Consider the following 16,399-nt stretch of genomic DNA (forward strand, 5'->3'; position numbering starts at 1 on the left):
CGGAGAGGAAACGTGTCCCGATGCAGGTAGACGAACTTCTCAAGCCGTTCCCGATCAAGGAGTTCCACCCGTTCCCGCGGGCGCTGCTGGGCCCCGGAGCCCACGAGCTGATCGGCCCCGAGGCGAAGAAGCTGGGCTTCCGGCGGGTGCTGGTGATGACCACCGGGCTGCGCGGCAGCGACACCGTGCACAAGATCGTGGAGTCGATGAAGTACCACGGCCTGGAGGTCGTGGTGTACGACCAGGTCGAGTCCAACCCCAAGGACTACAACGTCATGGACGCCGTGGCGCTGTACCAGCGGAACAAGTGCGACTCCTTCGTCTCGATCGGCGGCGGCTCCTCGCACGACGCCTGCAAGGGCGCGCGGATCTCGGTGGCCCACGACGGCCGCAGCGTCAACGAGTTCGAGGGCTTCAACAAGTCGGAGAACCCCAAGAACCCGCCGCACATCGCGGTCTCCACCACCGCCGGCACCGGCTCGGAGACCTCGTGGGCTTACGTCATCACCGACACCACGACCGACCCGGAGAACCCGCACAAGTACGTGGCGTTCGACGACGCCTCGGTCGCCACCCTCGCGATCGACGACCCGACGCTGTACTACGACTGCCCGCTGGACTACACCGCCCAGTGCGGCTTCGACGTCCTCGCGCACGCCTCCGAGCCGTACGTCTCCCGGCTCAACTTCCAGCCCTCGCTGGGCAACGCGCTGCACTCGATCAAGCTCACCGCGCAGCACCTGCGGCAGGCGGTGTGGAACGGCCAGGACCTGGCCGGGCGCGAGGGCATGATGTACGCGCAGTACATCGCGGCGCAGGCCTTCAACTCCGGCGGCCTGGGCATCATCCACTCCATCTCGCACGCGGTCAGCGCGTTCTACGACACCCACCACGGGCTCAACAACGCCATCGCGCTGCCCCGGGTGTGGGCTTTCAACATGCCGGCGCAGTACGAGCGGTTCGCCGACATCGCCGAGGCGATGGGCGTGGACACGCACGGCATGACCAAGGTGCGGGCCGCCGAGGCGGCGCTGGAGGCCGGGATCCGGCTGCTCCGCGACGTCGGCATCCCCGAGCGGTTCGTGGACGTCAAGCAGGACTCGTATGCCAAGAACCGCCTGGGCCAGGGCCCGACCGCGTACTACGCGAAGGCCTCCGTGATCAGCGGTGACGCCGCCGACGTCGACCGCATCACGCACCACGTCCTCGGCGACGCCTGCACCCCGGGCAACGCCAAGGAGTGCACCTTCGACACCGTCCGGCCGGTCGTCGAGCACTGCATGACCGGTGACCTGGACGACTTGCTCGGCTGAACCGCAGCCGAGTCCGACCCACAGCCGCGTCGGGCGGGGCCGGCCGCACACCGGCCCCGTGCCCCGCCCCCGGACGGACGGAGGAGCCGTGCCCGCCACACCCGCCCCCACCGACGAAACACCCACCGACGAAACACCCACCGACGAAACACCCACCGATGAGGCGCTCACCGATGAGGCGCTCACCGACACCACCACCGTGTTCGCCTCGGTCGAGGAGGTGACCGAGCGGTTCGCCGCCCACGGTTACATCGCCGATCGGCGCCTGGCCACGACCGTGTTCCTGCTGTCCCGGCTGGACAAGCCGGTGCTGCTGGAGGGCCCGGCCGGCGTCGGCAAGACCGAGCTCGCCAAGACCCTCGCCGCGGCCACCGGCCGCCGCCTGCTCCGCCTGCAGTGCTACGAAGGCCAGGACGAGAGCAAGGCGCTGTACGAGTGGGACTACGGCAAGCAGCTGCTCTACACCCAGATGCTGCGCGACAAGATCGGCGAGATCACCGCCGACGCACCCGACCTGGCGAGCGCCGTGCAGCGCATCGGCGGGCAGGACAGCGTCTTCTTCTCCGACCGCTTCCTCGCCCCGCGCCCGCTGCTGGACGCCATCCGCGGCGAGCAGCCCGCCGTGCTGCTGATCGACGAGGTGGACCGCGCGGACGAGGCGCTGGAGGCGGTGCTGCTGGAGTGCCTGGCGGAGTTCCAGGTCTCGGTGCCGGAGATCGGTACGTACACCGCGAAGGTCCCGCCGTACGTCGTGCTCACCTCCAACAACACCCGCGACCTGTCCGCCGCGCTCAAGCGCCGCTGCCTGCACCTCTTCCTGGACTACCCGGACGCGGAACGGGAGCTGGCGATCCTGCGGTCCAAGGAGACCGGGCTGCCGGAGGCCGCGGTGCGCCGGCTGGTGGAGGTCGTGCGCGGGCTGCGCGAGCTGGACCTGCGCAAGAGCCCCAGCATCTCCGAGACCGTCGACTGGGCCCGCACCCTCGCCGTCCTCGGTGTCGAGGAGCTGGACGCCCAGGTGCTCGCCGAGACTGCGAACGTGGTCCTGAAGTACGAGCGTGACATGGACCGGGCGCTGGAGGTGCTGCCCCGGCTCGTCGACCCGAACGCGGAGCTGCCCGTACCGGACGATCACCACAACGGACACGGACACGGACACGGACACGGCCACGGCCACGGACACGGCCACCACCATGACCACGACAGCTCCGGCCAGGGCGCCCGCGCCTTTTCCGCGATCACCCGCCGCAAGGCGTGAGGGGGCGGTGACGTGGAGAGCGGCCTGCACCGGTTCGTGCGCATCCTGCGCCTGTACGGCCTGCGGGTGTCGGTGTCGGAGGCGATGGACGCGATGCGCTGCGCGGCCCAGCCCGGCGTGCTGGCCGACCGGGAGACGCTGCGCGAGGCGCTGCGGCTGGCGCTGGTGAAGGACCGGCGGGACGACGCGGTGTTCGACGAGCTGTTCACCGCGTTCTTCTCGCTGCGCCCGCTCGGCGAACGGGACGACGGGCACGGGCACACCCATGAGCACGACGACCTCACCGACACCGGAGCCCTGGAGTCCTTCACCGTCTCCGAGGAGCCCTCGGAGACCCCGCAGCAGGGGCACAGCCACGGCAAGCCGGCCGACATCCGGGACTACTTCGACCAGCGTGACCTGGCCGAGCAGTACAACCTCCACCAGGAGGCCAACAAGATCGACCTGGCGTCGATGACGGACGAGATCGTGCTGTCCAAGGACGGCGCGCGGGCGGGCGGTGAGGACGTGCCCTCCGTGCAGCTGGAGACCGAGCGGCTGCACGGCGCGGGCATCCCCGGCGAGCTGTCCGCCGCGACCGGCCACCGGATCGACACCGAACTGTCGGTCGCCCAGCAGGACGCCCTCCTCGGGTGGCTCGCGACCGGTGACGACACGGACGACCTGGACCGGGAGGCGCTGGACGCGCTGCGCCGCCGTCTCGCAGGCACCCTCGACAACCTTCCCGAGCTGCTGAAACGCCACCTCGACCGGCTCGCCGAGCTGGAGTCGGCCGCCGTGGAGACCCGGATCGCCGAGCAGGTACGGGCCGAGCGCGTCGACGAGGACGAGCGGGCCGAACTGGAGGAGGCGCTGCGCCGGGTGGCGCGGTCCCTGCACGGCGCGCTGACCAGCCGGAAGCGCCCGACCCCGCGCGGCCGGGTGCACCCGGGCCGCACGATGCGCCGGAACATGCGGTACGACGGCGTACCGTTCCGCCCGGTCACCGTCACCCGCGCCGAGGACAAGCCGCGCCTCGTCGTCCTCGCCGACGTCTCGCTCTCCGTACGGTCCACCGCCCGCTTCACCCTGCACCTCGTGCACGGCCTGCAGTCGCTCTTCGCGCAGGTGCGGACCTTCGCCTTCGTCGACGAACCGACCGAGATCACCGAGCTGTTCGCCGAGCACCCGCTGGAGCGCGCGCTCGGCCTGGTCTTCGACGGCCTCCCGGCCGGCGGCCTGCTCGACACCGACGCCAACTCCGACTACGGCCGCGCCTTCGACCTGCTCCTGGCGGACCACGGCGGCGCCTTCAACCGCCGCACCACGTTCCTCGTACTCGGCGACGGCCGCGGCAACGGCAACGACCCGGGCATCGACGCCTTCGCCGAGCTGACCCGCCGCGTCCGGCAGACCCTGTGGCTCACCCCCGAGCCGCGCTACTCCTGGGGCCTGGGCGCGTGCGACCTGCCGCGGTACGCGGAGTTCTGCGACCGCGTGCAGGTCGTCGGCGACCTCGCCGGGCTGCGGCGCACGGCCGACCGCATCGCGGCGGAGGTGACGGGCCGGTGACCGCGCCCGACCGGCTCCGGCTCGCCGCCACCGCCATCGACCCGCTCGCCCCGCACCGCCCTGGCCACTACGCCGACCATCTGGTCAGCGTGGTCCGCGCGGGCACCCGCGAGAATGCCGGCGCCCCGGAACCCCCGGTCGTACGGACGGACCATTTCTGCTTGCGCCGCCGTGCCCACCGGATCGAGGTGACCCACCGGATCGCCCCGGAAGCGCTCGACAACGATCTGGCCGGGCTGCTCGCCGGGGAGCTGTTCGCGCCCGGCTGGCTGTCCGGGCCCGACGTCTTCGAGCGGGTCTTCACGGGGGTGGTGCGCTCCTGCGTGGACGGCCCGGTCCGCTCCTGGAGCCGGTTCTACGACAACACCCTGGCCCGCATCCGCGCCTGCTGGGAGGCGGCGGAGCCCGCCGGGCACTCCTCGATCGCCGGGTTCACGCCGGTCTACCGCCGCACCCTGGACCTGGTGCCGCCCGGCACCGTCCTGGACCTCGGCGCCTGCTTCGGCTTCCTCGCCCTGCTGCTCGTCGGACGGCGGCCGCGGGACACGCACACCGTCCTCGCCTCCGACGTGTCACCCGGCACGATGCGGCTGCTCGAAGCGGTCGCGGAGGCCCGCGGGACGCCGTTGCGCACCCTCGCCTGCGACGCCGCGCGGGTGCCGCTCCCGGACCGCTCCGTGGACACCGTCACCGCCATCCACCTGCTGGAACATCTCGACCCTCGGCACGGCACCGCGGTCGTGACCGAAGCCCTGCGGCTGGCCCGGCGGCGGGTGGTGATCGCGGTGCCGTACGAGGACGAGCCGACCGCGGCGTACGGGCACGTCCGCAGCTTCGACCGGGACCAGCTCACCGCGCTCGGCCGGGCCACCGGGCGCCCTTTCACCGTCACGGACTTCCACGGCGGCTGGCTGGTGCTCGATCCGGCCTGAGCACAGCGGGCGGGCCCCGTCAGATCACACCCATCTTGCTCGCCTCGTACACCGCCTCGGCCCGGCTCGCCGCGTCCAGCTTCCGCATGATGTTGCGGACGTGGAACTTCACCGTGGTCTCGGAGATGTAGAGCCGGGTGCCGATGTCGCGGTTGCTCAGCCCCCGGGCGAGCAGTTCCAGCACCCGCAGTTCCCGCTCGGTGAAGACCGGCCGGTCGGCCGGCGGCCGCATGGACCGCACCATCGCGGCCGCCGAGCGGGAGTCGAAGGCGCTCTCGTTGCGGGCCACGGCCCGGATGGAGCGCAGCAGTTCGGTGGTGTCCACGTCCTTGACCACATAGCCGCGCGCGCCGTGCTGGATCGCGCCCACCACCAGCGCGTCGTCGAGGAAGGTGGTGAGGACGAGGACCGCGAGGCCCGGATGGCGCTCGGTGAGCCGCGCGCACAGCTCCAGGCCCTCCGCGTCGGCCCCGGTGGACAGCTTCAGGTCCAGCAGCACGATGTCGGGGCCGGTGCGCTCGGTGACGGCGACGGCCTCCGCCGCCGTGCTGGCCTCCCCGACGATCTCCAAATCCGGCTCCCGCTCCAGGATGGAGCGCAGCCCCTGCCGGACGATCGCGTGGTCGTCGACGAGGACGACCCGCACCCGTGCGGTGGCCTCGGCGGCCGCGGCGGCCGGCGCGTCGGACGTGCGCTGCTCTGTGGTCATCGGGGTCGTCTCACTGGTCATCGGGGTCCTCCGGATCGGCACGGACCGGCAGCGGAATCTCCACCCGCAGCTGGATGCCGCCCAGCCGCGCCCGCCGGATGGACAGGGCGCCGCCCAGTTCCTCGGCCCTGGCCAGCATGTTGGCCAGCCCGCGGTGGCGGCCCGACAGGTCGGCGGCCCGGCACAGCCGCAGCGCCCGCCGGAGCTGCGCCGGGTCGCCGGTACCGTCGTCCGACACGCTCAGCACGACGGTGTCCGGGCGGTATCCCAGATGGATCACGGCCCGGCCGGCCCCGCCGTGCGCCGCCGCGTTGAACAGCGCCTCGCCGGCCAGCCGCAGGAGTGACTGCTCGGCATGCGGTGGCAGTGGCACGGGACTGCCCGCCACCCGTACGCGCACCTCCAGCTCGGACCGGAGATGGACCGACGACAGGCGTTCCAGCATCACCGGGAGCGGTCCCGGCGGCTCGTCGGAGGTGTGGTGCAGCGCGTAGATCGCGGCCCGCAGCTGTTCCACGGCCTGCCGGTTGAGGTCCTTGGCGGCCGAGAGCCGGTCGGCGACATCCGCCACCGGGCCGCCCAGCGCGGCCAGTTCGGCCCGGCACACCTCCATCGTCATGCCCGCGCTGAGCACGTACTGCGTGACGCTGTCGTGCAACTCCCGGGCGATGCGGTGGCGTTCGTCGTCCAGCGCCTGCCGCTGCATCGCCTCGACCAGCCGCGCCTGCGTCTCCGCCAGCTCGGCGCTGCGTGCCGCGAGGTCCTTCGCCTGCCGGGCGGCGGCCTCGGAGAGCTGTTCCGTACGGCCGCGCAGCCGGGTCGCGGAGTGGAAGAGGTAGGAGTTGTGCAGTGCGACGGCCGCCTGGTTCGCGAGGACGCGCAGGATCGCCAGGTCGGTGTCGGCCACTTCGAGCCCACTGCCGGGCTGTGCCGCGATGCCGCCCACCGGCTCGTCGTCCAGCGTCATCGGGGCCCGCACCCAGCCGTCGCCGCCGCCCGCCGCCTCCGCCTCCCACGGCCGGGTCCGCAGCACCACCAGGTGCGCGCGTACGTCGGCGGGCAGCCTGGTCTCGTCGTCGATCAGCACGTCGTCGGCGAGCAGCAGGAACCGCGGCCGGGCGGCGCGCAGCGCACCGTCCGCCACCGCCAGCAGCAGCCGGCGCGCCTGAAGGTGCTCGGCCGCTGCCCGTACCACCGCCTCGACCAGCGCCCGCGGGCCTTCGGCCGTACGGACCAGGGCGCGGGAGATGCCGTCCAGCGCCTCCACGGCCCGCTCCAGGCGTTCGGTGGAGCGGACGTACGCCGGGTAGAAGGACCGTTTTCCCGAGCGCAGACCTGTGAGCGCGCCCAGATCCGTCCCGGCGCCTGGACCCTGACGGGTATCCGTCCCGGCGCCCGGCCGCTGACCTGCATCCGTCCCGACACCTGTTCCTGGTCCCTGACCTGCGTAGTTCATCGCGACCGCCTCACAGCGCCGCGCGGAAGAGCGCCTCGATGTCCTGCGCCCCGGCGTCCCGCGGATTGGTGGCCAGGCAGGCGTCCTTGAGCGTGGTCCTGGCCAGCCGCGGCAGATCGGTCTCGGCGACGCCGAGGCTGGCCAGGCCCTTCGGCACGCCCACGTCGTCCGCGAGCGCCCGGACCCGTTCGGCCAGCGCCAGTGCCGCTTCCTCCGGCGGTACCCCGTCGGTGGGCAGTCCGGCCGCTTCCGCCAGCGCGACGAAGCGGTCCGGGCGGGCCGCCGCGTTGAAGCGGATCACATGCGGCAGCAGCACGCCGTTGACCACGCCGTGCGGTGCGTCCAGCAGGCCGCCGACCTGGTGGCTCATCGCATGCGTCGCGCCCAGGATCGCGTTGGTGAAGGCCATCCCCGCCTCCAGCGAGCCCTGCGCCATCGCCAGCCGCGGGCTGACCTCTTTGGGCCGTACCTGTGTGCCCACCAGGTGGCCGGTGATCAGCTGGACGGCGTGCAGCGCGAGGGTGTCGGTGAGCGGATTGTGCGCCCGGGAGACGAACGACTCGATGGCGTGCGTGAGGGCGTCCAGGCCGGTCGCGGCGTTCAGCCAGTCCGGCATGGTGGTCAGCAGCCGCGGATCGATCAGCGAGATCTCCGGCACCAGCGTCCGGCTGATGATCGTGATCTTCACCTGCTCCGCGGTGTCCGTGATCACCGCGAACTGTGAGACGTCCGCGCCCGTACCGGACGTGGACGGCACCATCACCGTCGGCGGGATCGGCAGCCCCACCAGGTCCACGCCCTCGAAGTCCAGGATCCGGCCGCCGTTGCTGGCGAGGATCGCCACGCCCTTCGCCGCGTCGATGCACGACCCGCCGCCCAGCGCGATGATCACATCGCTGCCGCTCTCCGCGTAGCACTGGAAACCGGCCTCCACCTCGTGGTCCTTCGGGTTCGGCGTCACCGCGTGCCACACCACGGGGCGCAGCCCCACCTGCCGCAGATGACCGACCGCCTCGTCCACCCAGCCCGCCTCGATCAGGCCCGGGTCCGTGACGAGGAACGGGCGGCGGCCTCCGATACGCAGCGCGCAGTGGCCCAGCTCCGCCAGCGAACCGGGCCCGAACACGACCTCGGGCGCATGGAACTTGGCCAGTTGTGCGGGGGCCGCTTCCGTACCGCCGGCCGTCACGGTGCCGTTCGACAGCGGCATGCACCCTCCTGGAATGGGGGTCTGTGCTCCGGGCGCGGAGCGCAGTATTTTTACGGTTCACCGATCAATAACACCCTCGTCACATGCGCACAACGCTAGAGGCGGCGGGGGTGGGCGCAATACCGTCCACCGGGACGGGGAGATCCTGTCCGGTCGGACAGGTGCGCTACGGAAGCTGCCGGGGGACGATTATTGGTTGACCCTGCTGGAGACGACAAGGTCGATGACCCTGCTGAAGACGACAACGTTCGGGAACGCCCATGTCAGCAGTGCGGAGTGACCTCCGGCAGCGCAGAGCCGCGCTGGAGAACGAATGGTCCCGCTGGGTCCCGGAGCTGCGGACGGCCCGGCGGGCGGTGGACGGGAAGGCACCGCTGCGCCGCGAGGTGACCGAGTCCTGGGTCCGCTCGCTGCATACGGTGGACCCCGGCGTCGGCAGCGCCCCGGTCACCGACGGCGGTGAGGTACGGCCCCGGTGGGCGGAGTCGCCGCTGCGGCGGCCGGTCGACGACCTCGCCGACGAGCTGAACAGCATCGCCGACGACGCCGGATTCGTCGCCGGCGTCACGGACGAGTCCGGCACCCTCCTGTGGACCTGCGGCGGCCGCGTCATGCGGCGGCGCGCCGAGCGGGTCAACTTCGCGCCCGGCGGCCGCTGGGACGAGCAGGCCATGGGCACCAACGCCCTCTCCCTCGCGCTGCGCACCGGCCGTCCCAGCGCCGTCTTCTCCGCCGAGCACCTGGTCGCCGCGCTGCACGGCTGGGCCTGCTACTGCGCCCCGATCCACGCCCCCGACGGCCGCATCCTCGGTGTCCTGGACCTGTCGACGACCTGGGACCGCTCGCACCCGCTCGCCATGTCCACCGTCCGCACCCTGGTCTCCACCATCGAGACCCGGCTCCGCGCCGACCTCGGTGAGCGACGGCGAAGCGGTACGGCGGCGACCGGCGCGTCCGGCGTCCGGCTGACCTGTCTCGGTACGGAGGAGGCCGTACGCGGCGGCGCCCGAATGCGGCTGCGCCCCCGCCAGCTGGAGATCCTCACCCTGCTCGCGCTGGAGCCGGCGGGGTACACCCCGGAGCGGCTGCGGGACGCGCTGTACGGCGAACGCCCGGTGACCGCCTCGACGTTCAAGGCGGAGGTGTCCCACCTGCGGCGCGCCCTCGGCGGCGCGGTCGCCACCCGCAGATACGCGCTGACCACGCCCGTCGCCTGCGACGCCGCCGAGGTGCTGCGGGCGCTGGCGGCGGGCGACCTGGACGGGGCGCTGTCCCGGTACAGAGGCCCGCTGCTGCCGCAGTCCGAGGCGCCGGGCATCGTCGCCTGGCGCGAGCACCTGGAGGTCGCGGTGCGCGAGGCGGTGCTGGCCAGCGCCGTACCGGAACACGCGCTCGACTACGGAGCGCGCGCCCCGCACGACGCCGAGATCCACCAGCACGCGCTCTGTGTCCTGCCACCGGGCGACCCCCGCCGGGCCCTCGCGGCGGGCCGCCTGAGCACCGCGCTGCGCGACTGAACACCGCGCTGCGCGGCTGACACACCGCGCCAACCTTTCGCCAACCTCACGGGGTGAGAGTGGGCCGCACCCCGTACCCGTACTCCCGAGGAGCGCCACAATGGTGTACGCGCAGCCCGGCACAGAAGGCAGCGTCGTCAGCTTCGAGCAGCGTTACGACAATTTCATCGGCGGCGACTGGGTCGCGCCGGTGAAGGGCCAGTACTTCGACAACCCCTCACCGGTGGACGGCCGGACGTTCACGCAGGTCGCGCGGTCCACCGCGGCCGACGTCGAGCTCGCGCTGGACGCCGCGCACGCGGCCGCGCCGAAGTGGAGCCGCACCTCCACCACGGAGCGCGCCAACCTCCTCAACAAGATCGCCGATCGCATCGAGGAGCACCTCGAAAAGCTCGCGGTCGCCGAGACCTGGGAGAACGGCAAGCCGGTCCGCGAGACGCTGGCCGCCGACCTGCCGCTGGCCGTGGACCACTTCCGCTACTTCGCGGGCGCCGTACGCGGCCAGGAGGGCTCGATCTCCGAGATCGACGCCGACACCGTCGCGTACCACTTCCACGAGCCGCTCGGCGTCGTCGGCCAGATCATCCCGTGGAACTTCCCGCTGCTGATGGCCACCTGGAAGCTCGCTCCCGCGCTGGCGGCCGGCAACTGCGTGGTCATCAAGCCCGCCGAGCAGACCCCGGCCAGCATCCTGGTCCTCATCGACCTGATCGCCGACCTGCTGCCGCCGGGCGTGGTCAACGTCGTCAACGGCTTCGGCGTGGAGGCCGGCAAGCCGCTGGCGTCCAGCCCGCGGATCGCCAAGGTCGCGTTCACCGGCGAGACCACCACGGGCCGCCTGATCATGCAGTACGCCAGCGAGAACATCATCCCCGTCACGCTGGAGCTGGGCGGCAAGAGCCCGAACATCTTCCTGCCCGACGTCATGGCCGCCGACGACGACTTCCTGGACAAGGCCGTCGAGGGCTTCGTGATGTTCGCACTCAACCAGGGCGAGGTGTGCACCTGCCCGTCCCGGGCGCTCATCCACGCCTCGATCTACGACGAGTTCATGGCCCGCGCCGTCGAGCGGACGAAGGCGATCACCAGCGGCAGCCCGCTGGACCCGGCGACCATGATCGGCGCGCAGGCCAGCAACGACCAGTTCGAGAAGATCCTCTCCTACATCGACATCGGCAAGAAGGAGGGCGCCGAGCTGGTCACGGGCGGTGCCTCCCGGACCGTCGAGGGCTACGAGGGCGGTTACTACATCGAGCCGACGATCTTCCGCGGCACCAACGACATGCGGATCTTCCAGGAGGAGATCTTCGGCCCGGTCGTCTCGGTGACCACGTACGACTCGGTCGACGAAGCCCTGAAGATCGCCAACGACACGCTCTACGGCCTCGGCGCCGGCGTGTGGACCCGCGACGGCAACACCGCCTACCGCCTCGGCCGCGAGATCAAGGCCGGCCGGGTGTGGACCAACTGCTACCACGCCTACCCCGCGCACGCGGCGTTCGGCGGCTACAAGAACTCCGGCATCGGCCGGGAGAACCACAAGATGATGCTCGACCACTATCAGCAGACCAAGAACCTGCTGGTCAGCTACTCGGCGAAGAAGCTCGGGTTCTTCTGATGGGGACCCGCACCCGACGTGTCGAACTGACGCCGGCCGCCGAGGATCTGGTGTGCCGGCTGACGGAGACGCACGGTCCGGTGATGTTCCACCAGTCCGGCGGCTGCTGCGACGGCAGCGCCCCGATGTGCTACCCGCGCGGTGAGTTCAAGGTCGGGGCCGCCGACGTCCTCCTCGGCCACGTCTCCGAGGACGTGCCGTTCTGGATGAGCGCCGACCAGTTCGCCTACTGGCAGCACACCCACCTCACCGTCGACGTCGTACCGGGCAGGGGCAGCGGCTTCTCGCTGGAGGCCCCCGAGGGGGTCCGCTTCCTCATCCGCTCCCGGCTGCTCACCGACGGGGAACTGGCCCGCATCGAGGCCGAGCCGCCGCTCCCCACGGGTGCCGACACCGCCGGTTGAGGCCTTCGGGTACGGCCCGGGGCGCGGGCGGCCGTCGAGCCGTCCGCGCCCCGGGCCGTCCGGTGGTCACGCCGGGAGCGGCCGCTCGTACACCACGTGCTTCATCACGAGGGTGGAGCTGAGCCGCTGCACGCCCGGGAGCGTGGCCAGCTTCTCGTCGTAGAGCCGCTGGAAGGCCGGCAGGTCGGTGCTGACGATGCGCAGCAGGTAGTCGGGGTCGCCGAAGAGGCGCTGCGCCTGCAGCACCTGAGGGATGTCCGCGACGGCCTCCTCGAAGGCGGAGACGGTGCTGCGGTCCTCCTGGCGCATGGTCACGAAGACCAGCGCCTCGAACTTCAGCCCGACCGCCTCGGCGTCCACGACCGCGCGGTAGCCGCGGATCGCGCCGCTGCGCTCCAGCTCACGCAGCCGGCGGTGGCACGGCGAGAGGCTGAGCCCGACCCGCGCCGCCAGCTCCGTGACCGTGAGCCGGCCGTCCTCCTGGAGCTCCGCAAGAATTGTCCGGTCCAAGTCGTCCATGGGGAAAATCCTTCCACAGATGGCTACCGGGACGACACTGTCGGGGAACACTTTCCGGTCTCTCGCGACTAATCTCCCTCTCTGCCGCCGTCCGCACAGAGAGAACCAGCGAGAACCACGTCATGGCTGCCAGTTCCATAGCCGCCTTCTGGGCGGTGTCCGTCCTCCTCGTCCTCGTGCCGGGCGCGGACTGGGCGTACGCCATCACCGCCGGCCTCCGCGACCGGTCCGTCCTCCCGGCGGTCGGCGGCCTGATGCTCGGCTACGTGGGGCTCACCCTCGTGGTCGTCGCCGGTGTGGCAGCCGTGGTCGCGGACAACCCTCCGGTGCTCACCACCCTGACGGTGCTCGGCGCCCTGTACCTGATCTGGCTCGGGGTCACGACCCTGGCCCGGCCCGCGGCACCCGCGGCACCCGCGTCGGCCGACCCGGCCGAGGTGCCGGCCGGTGCGGCGCCCGGGGCGCGGATCCTCAAGGGCGCCGGCATCAGCGGCCTCAACCCCAAGGCGCTGCTGCTCTACATCGCCCTGCTCCCGCAGTTCGCCGCCGCCCACACGGGCGGCAGCAGCTGGCCCCTGGCGGCCCAGATCGGCGTGCTGGGCCTGGTGCACATGGCCAACTGCGGCGCGGTCTACACGGGCGTCGGCGTACTGGCCCGCACCGTGCTGCGCGCCCGGCCCGTCGTCGCCCGCGCGGTCACCCGCCTCTCCGGCGCCGCCATGATCGTGATCGGCGCACTGCTGCTCGTGGAGCGGCTGCTCCCCTGAGCCTCAGCCGGCGAAGCGGCGGACGTACCACCGCTGCCACGGCGTTTCGACGGCGTGCCGGTCGTAGTGGCGGCGCACGAACTCCACCGCCCGGTCCGCCGGTACGCCGTCCAGCACGGCGAGACAGGCCAGGGCCGTGCCCGTGCGGCCGCGGCCCCCGTCGCAGGCGACCTCGACCCGCTCGGCACCGGCCCGGTCCCACGCCTCACCGAGCGCCGCACGTGCCTGAGCACGGTCGCTGGGCAGCCAGAAGTCCGGCCAGCGCAGCCACCGGGACTCCCAGGGCAGCTCCGGTGGCCGCTTGCCGAGCAGATAGATGCCGTACGCGGGCGACGGCCCGGCGGGCAGCGGCCGGCGCAGCCCCCGGCCGCGCACCAGCCGCCCGGAGGGCAGGCGCAGCACGCCCGCGTCGGTGTGCTCCCAGGTTCCGGTCACACCATCACGGTACCGAGGAGCACCGTCCGTCGGCCGCGTTCCCGTCGCCCGGTACCGGATTGGCCGCTCCGTGCCACGGCACCTCGCTGCCGGTCTTCCGGCCGGTGACCGCCGTACCGGCAGGGCAGAGTGGTGCACACCCCGAAGAACTGCGGTACCTGGCAGGCCACCTCGTGACGGCCGGGCCGACCGCGCCCGAGGTGACCGCCGGCACCCGGCCGCACCCGCCCCCCTGCGCGTGGACGTGCTGACCCCTTGCGTGCTCACCGCATCGCCGACGCAACTGTGCCTGGAGGACACCGTATGACCACCATCCCCCGAACCACTGCCCCCAAGAGCCCGATGGCGGGCCGGCTGGGCGGCGTGCAGAGCTCCCCCGTGCGGGACCTGCTCGCGCTCATCGACCGGCCCGAGGTGATCTCCTTCGCGGGCGGCCTGCCCTCGCCCGAACTCTTCGACCTCGACGGGCTCCGGCGGTCCTTCCACGACGTCCTCTCGCCGGCCACGGGACGCCGCGCCCTGCAGTACTCGCCGACCGAGGGCGATCCGGCACTGCGCGGCCTGCTCGCCCGCCGGCTGACCGTGCGCGGCCTTCCGTCCACGGCCGACGACCTGCTGGTGACCACCGGCTCCCAGCAGGCCATCTCCCTCGTCGCGACCGCCCTCCTGGAGCCCGGTGACGTCGTCCTGGTCGAGGAGCCCACCTACCTCGCCGCACTCCAGTGCTTCCGGCTGGCCGGCGCCACCGTCGTGCCGGTCCGCAGCGACGAGGACGGCCTCGACCCGGCCGCCCTGCGGGAGGCCGTCGAGCGGCACCGGCCCACGCTGCTCTACCTGGTGCCGACCTTCGCCAACCCGACCGGCCGCACCCTGACCGGCGAACGGCGCCGCGAGGTGGCCGGGCTCGCCCACGAGCACGGGTTCTGGATCCTGGAGGACGATCCCTACGGCGAGCTGCGCTACCGGGGCGAGGCCCTGCCGCCGCTCAGCGCGTACCCGGGCGGCCAGGAGAACTCGGTCCACCTGGGCAGCTTCTCCAAGATCGGCGCGCCCGGCCTGCGCCTCGGCTGGCTGCGCGCCCCCGGGGAACTGCTGCGCGCCCTCACCATCACCAAGCAGGCCACGGACCTGCACACCTCCACCGTCGACCAGGCCGCGGTGGCGCACTACCTGGCCGGGACCGACCTCGACGCCCGGGTGCGCACCCTCCGGGACACCTACCTGCCGCGCCGCGACGCCATGACGAAGGCCCTCGCCGAGGTCACGCCGCCCGGCACCACCTGGAGCGACCCCGACGGCGGCATGTTCCTCTGGGTGCGGCTGCCCGAAGGCACGGACAGCGCCGCACTGTTGCGGACGGCGCTCCGGCACGACGTGGCCTTCGTGCCCGGCGCCGCCTTCTACCCCGGCGAGCCCGACCGTGCGACGCTGCGCCTCTCCTTCAGCAGCTACCCACCGGAGGGCATCGCCGAGGGGATGCGCCGCTTCGGCGCGGCGCTGGCCGAAGCGCCTTCGGGTGCGCGCTGACCCGCCGCCCGTACGGTCCGGCTCAGTCGAGCAGTCCCTGCAGCACCGCCTCGACCCCGGCCTGGAAGCGGCTCTTCGCCCCGAGCCGCGCCATCAGATCGGCCGTCAGCCGCCGCAGCGTCCGGAGGGAGATGCCGAGTTCGCGCGCCACCGCCTCGTCCTTGCGCCCCGCGGCCAGCAGCCGCAGCGTGGCACGGTGCTGCGGGGTGAGCTCGGTGCCTCCGCCGCCCGGACCGAAGCTCCCCAGCGGCGTCGCGGTCGCCCAGAACATCGTGAAGACCTTGGTCAGAAGGGATGTCAGCTCCTCGCCCCTGACCACCATCATGGTGTCCGGGACGTCCATGTGCAGCGCCGGTACCAGCGCCTGCACCCGGTCGACGACCACCAGGCGGAACGGCAGGGCGGTGGCGAGACGCACCTGCGCACCGGCCGCCCGAAGGTCCTCCAGGTGGGCGGTCGTCTGCGCGAGCCGGGTCATCGGGTGCAGGTGCATGCTGCGTACGATCACCCCGCGCTCCAGGAGCTTGCGGTAGCGGCGGGTGCGGAAGTCCAGGTCCTCCGTGGGCAGTACCCGCCCCGGATGCATGGCGAGGACTTCGGACGAGGCCGTGTCCACGATGTCGTTGAGCATCGAGGTGATCCGCTCGTCCCCGGTGACGAGGTCCAGGCCGGGGCCTGCCGCCCGGGCCAGCTGGAGGGGCAGGAACGCCTCGCGCAACTCCCTGATCTGCCCGTGCACGTCGCGGATCCGCTCCGCGAGCCGGCCGGTCAGCTCGTCCTCGGCGGCGAGCAGCCGCAGCAGCGCCGCCTCGGGGGCGGTCGCCCGTGGGGCCGTGCGCTGCTCCTCGGAGTGCCGCAGCAGACCGAGGCGCAGCAGCTCCTCCTGGGCCTCTGCCACCTCGTCGGCGGTCATGCCGAGCTGCTCGCAGACCTCCTGCGGGGTCCAGCGGTCGTGTGCGGAGACGTAACGGAAAAGACGGAGTGAATGGGGAAGCACCGGCGCTCGCCAAGGTAGGGAAGGGGAAGCCGCAGCACTCTGGTACCCGCGTGCCGCGGAGGCGGCGCGCCGCGACCCGAGAGGGGACATCGTCACCGCAGGTCACGACCTCGCCGACGGGTCCGGGCACTGCTCCTCCCGCTTCTTCGGTGGACTGGACCTCAGGAGTTTTCCACAGGCATGGCC

At 72.3% G+C, this 16,399-nt stretch carries 15 protein-coding genes; 9 read left to right on the forward strand and 6 right to left on the reverse strand.

Features of this window, described 5'->3' with window-relative positions; translation table 11 throughout:
* The first annotated feature begins 20 nt into the window (after positions 1–20).
* The 4 genes from mdo (at position 21) to mftM (ending at position 5,054) form a co-directional block, all read left to right on the forward strand.
* The gene (gene mdo / locus AAC944_RS29295; protein WP_030612885.1) at positions 21–1,313 is read left to right on the forward strand and encodes an NDMA-dependent methanol dehydrogenase; all 1,293 of its coding nucleotides are present in this window, start codon (positions 21–23) and stop codon (positions 1,311–1,313) included.
* Positions 1,314–1,401: 88 nt separating this feature from the next.
* Complete coding sequence (locus tag AAC944_RS29300; RefSeq protein ID WP_368396495.1) at positions 1,402–2,571, forward strand: AAA family ATPase; 1,170 nt, start codon at positions 1,402–1,404, stop codon at positions 2,569–2,571.
* 12 nt (positions 2,572–2,583) lie between these two features.
* The gene (locus tag AAC944_RS29305) at positions 2,584–4,122 is read left to right on the forward strand and encodes a VWA domain-containing protein (protein ID WP_030612877.1); all 1,539 of its coding nucleotides are present in this window, start codon (positions 2,584–2,586) and stop codon (positions 4,120–4,122) included.
* Positions 4,119–5,054, forward strand: a complete 936-nt coding sequence (gene mftM, locus AAC944_RS29310) for a mycofactocin oligosaccharide methyltransferase MftM (protein ID WP_037771939.1) — start codon at positions 4,119–4,121, stop codon at positions 5,052–5,054. The genes AAC944_RS29305 and mftM overlap by 4 nt, the downstream gene beginning before the upstream one ends.
* Before the next feature lie 19 nt (positions 5,055–5,073).
* Here the strand turns inward: mftM and AAC944_RS29315 are convergent, their stop codons facing one another.
* Genes AAC944_RS29315 through AAC944_RS29325 form a run of 3 tightly spaced genes read right to left on the reverse strand, consistent with a single transcriptional unit; the run spans position 5,074 to position 8,429 of the window.
* On the reverse strand, positions 5,074–5,784 hold the full coding sequence (locus AAC944_RS29315) for a MadR family response regulator transcription factor (protein ID WP_368396496.1): 711 nt from the start codon (positions 5,782–5,784) through the stop codon (positions 5,074–5,076).
* The gene (locus tag AAC944_RS29320; protein WP_078888481.1) at positions 5,774–7,219 is read right to left on the reverse strand and encodes a MadS family sensor histidine kinase; all 1,446 of its coding nucleotides are present in this window, start codon (positions 7,217–7,219) and stop codon (positions 5,774–5,776) included. Before AAC944_RS29320 ends, AAC944_RS29315 begins: the two co-directional genes overlap by 11 nt.
* Positions 7,220–7,229: 10 nt before the next feature.
* Positions 7,230–8,429, reverse strand: coding sequence for an iron-containing alcohol dehydrogenase (locus tag AAC944_RS29325; RefSeq protein WP_051871641.1), 1,200 nt, complete (start codon positions 8,427–8,429; stop codon positions 7,230–7,232).
* Positions 8,430–8,689: 260 nt separating this feature from the next.
* On the opposite strand from AAC944_RS29325, the gene AAC944_RS29330 reads away from it, so the two are divergent.
* From AAC944_RS29330 to AAC944_RS29340, 3 genes are all read left to right on the forward strand, one after another.
* On the forward strand, positions 8,690–9,946 hold the full coding sequence (locus AAC944_RS29330; RefSeq protein ID WP_030612862.1) for a GAF domain-containing protein: 1,257 nt from the start codon (positions 8,690–8,692) through the stop codon (positions 9,944–9,946).
* Positions 9,947–10,046: 100 nt separating this feature from the next.
* Positions 10,047–11,564, forward strand: coding sequence for an aldehyde dehydrogenase (gene adh, locus AAC944_RS29335; protein WP_030612859.1), 1,518 nt, complete (start codon positions 10,047–10,049; stop codon positions 11,562–11,564).
* Positions 11,564–11,968 carry a DUF779 domain-containing protein gene (locus AAC944_RS29340; protein ID WP_030612856.1) on the forward strand — a complete coding sequence of 135 codons (405 nt, stop codon included), beginning with the start codon at positions 11,564–11,566 and terminating at the stop codon, positions 11,966–11,968. The genes adh and AAC944_RS29340 overlap by 1 nt, the downstream gene beginning before the upstream one ends.
* Before the next feature lie 66 nt (positions 11,969–12,034).
* Here AAC944_RS29340 and AAC944_RS29345 read toward each other — a convergent pair whose 3' ends face one another.
* Entirely contained in the window at positions 12,035–12,487 is a 453-nt protein-coding gene (locus AAC944_RS29345) for an Lrp/AsnC family transcriptional regulator (protein WP_030612853.1), read from the reverse strand.
* 122 nt (positions 12,488–12,609) lie between these two features.
* On the opposite strand from AAC944_RS29345, the gene AAC944_RS29350 reads away from it, so the two are divergent.
* Positions 12,610–13,254 (forward strand): LysE family translocator, encoded by a 645-nt coding sequence (locus tag AAC944_RS29350; protein ID WP_030612850.1) that lies wholly within the window; start codon positions 12,610–12,612, stop codon positions 13,252–13,254.
* A 3-nt stretch (positions 13,255–13,257) separates the two neighbouring features.
* Here AAC944_RS29350 and AAC944_RS29355 read toward each other — a convergent pair whose 3' ends face one another.
* Positions 13,258–13,689 carry a protein-tyrosine phosphatase family protein gene (locus tag AAC944_RS29355; protein ID WP_030612847.1) on the reverse strand — a complete coding sequence of 144 codons (432 nt, stop codon included), beginning with the start codon at positions 13,687–13,689 and terminating at the stop codon, positions 13,258–13,260.
* Between the two features lie 303 nt (positions 13,690–13,992).
* On the opposite strand from AAC944_RS29355, the gene AAC944_RS29360 reads away from it, so the two are divergent.
* Positions 13,993–15,216 carry an aminotransferase-like domain-containing protein gene (locus tag AAC944_RS29360; RefSeq protein ID WP_051871640.1) on the forward strand — a complete coding sequence of 408 codons (1,224 nt, stop codon included), beginning with the start codon at positions 13,993–13,995 and terminating at the stop codon, positions 15,214–15,216.
* 22 nt (positions 15,217–15,238) lie between these two features.
* On the opposite strand, the gene AAC944_RS29365 is transcribed toward AAC944_RS29360, so the two are convergent.
* Positions 15,239–16,213, reverse strand: a complete 975-nt coding sequence (locus AAC944_RS29365) for a LuxR C-terminal-related transcriptional regulator (RefSeq protein WP_196942931.1) — start codon at positions 16,211–16,213, stop codon at positions 15,239–15,241.
* Positions 16,214–16,399: the final 186 nt, after the last annotated feature.

The sequence above is a fragment of the Streptomyces sclerotialus genome, assembly GCF_040907265.1.
Lineage (GTDB): Bacteria > Actinomycetota > Actinomycetes > Streptomycetales > Streptomycetaceae > Streptomyces > Streptomyces sclerotialus.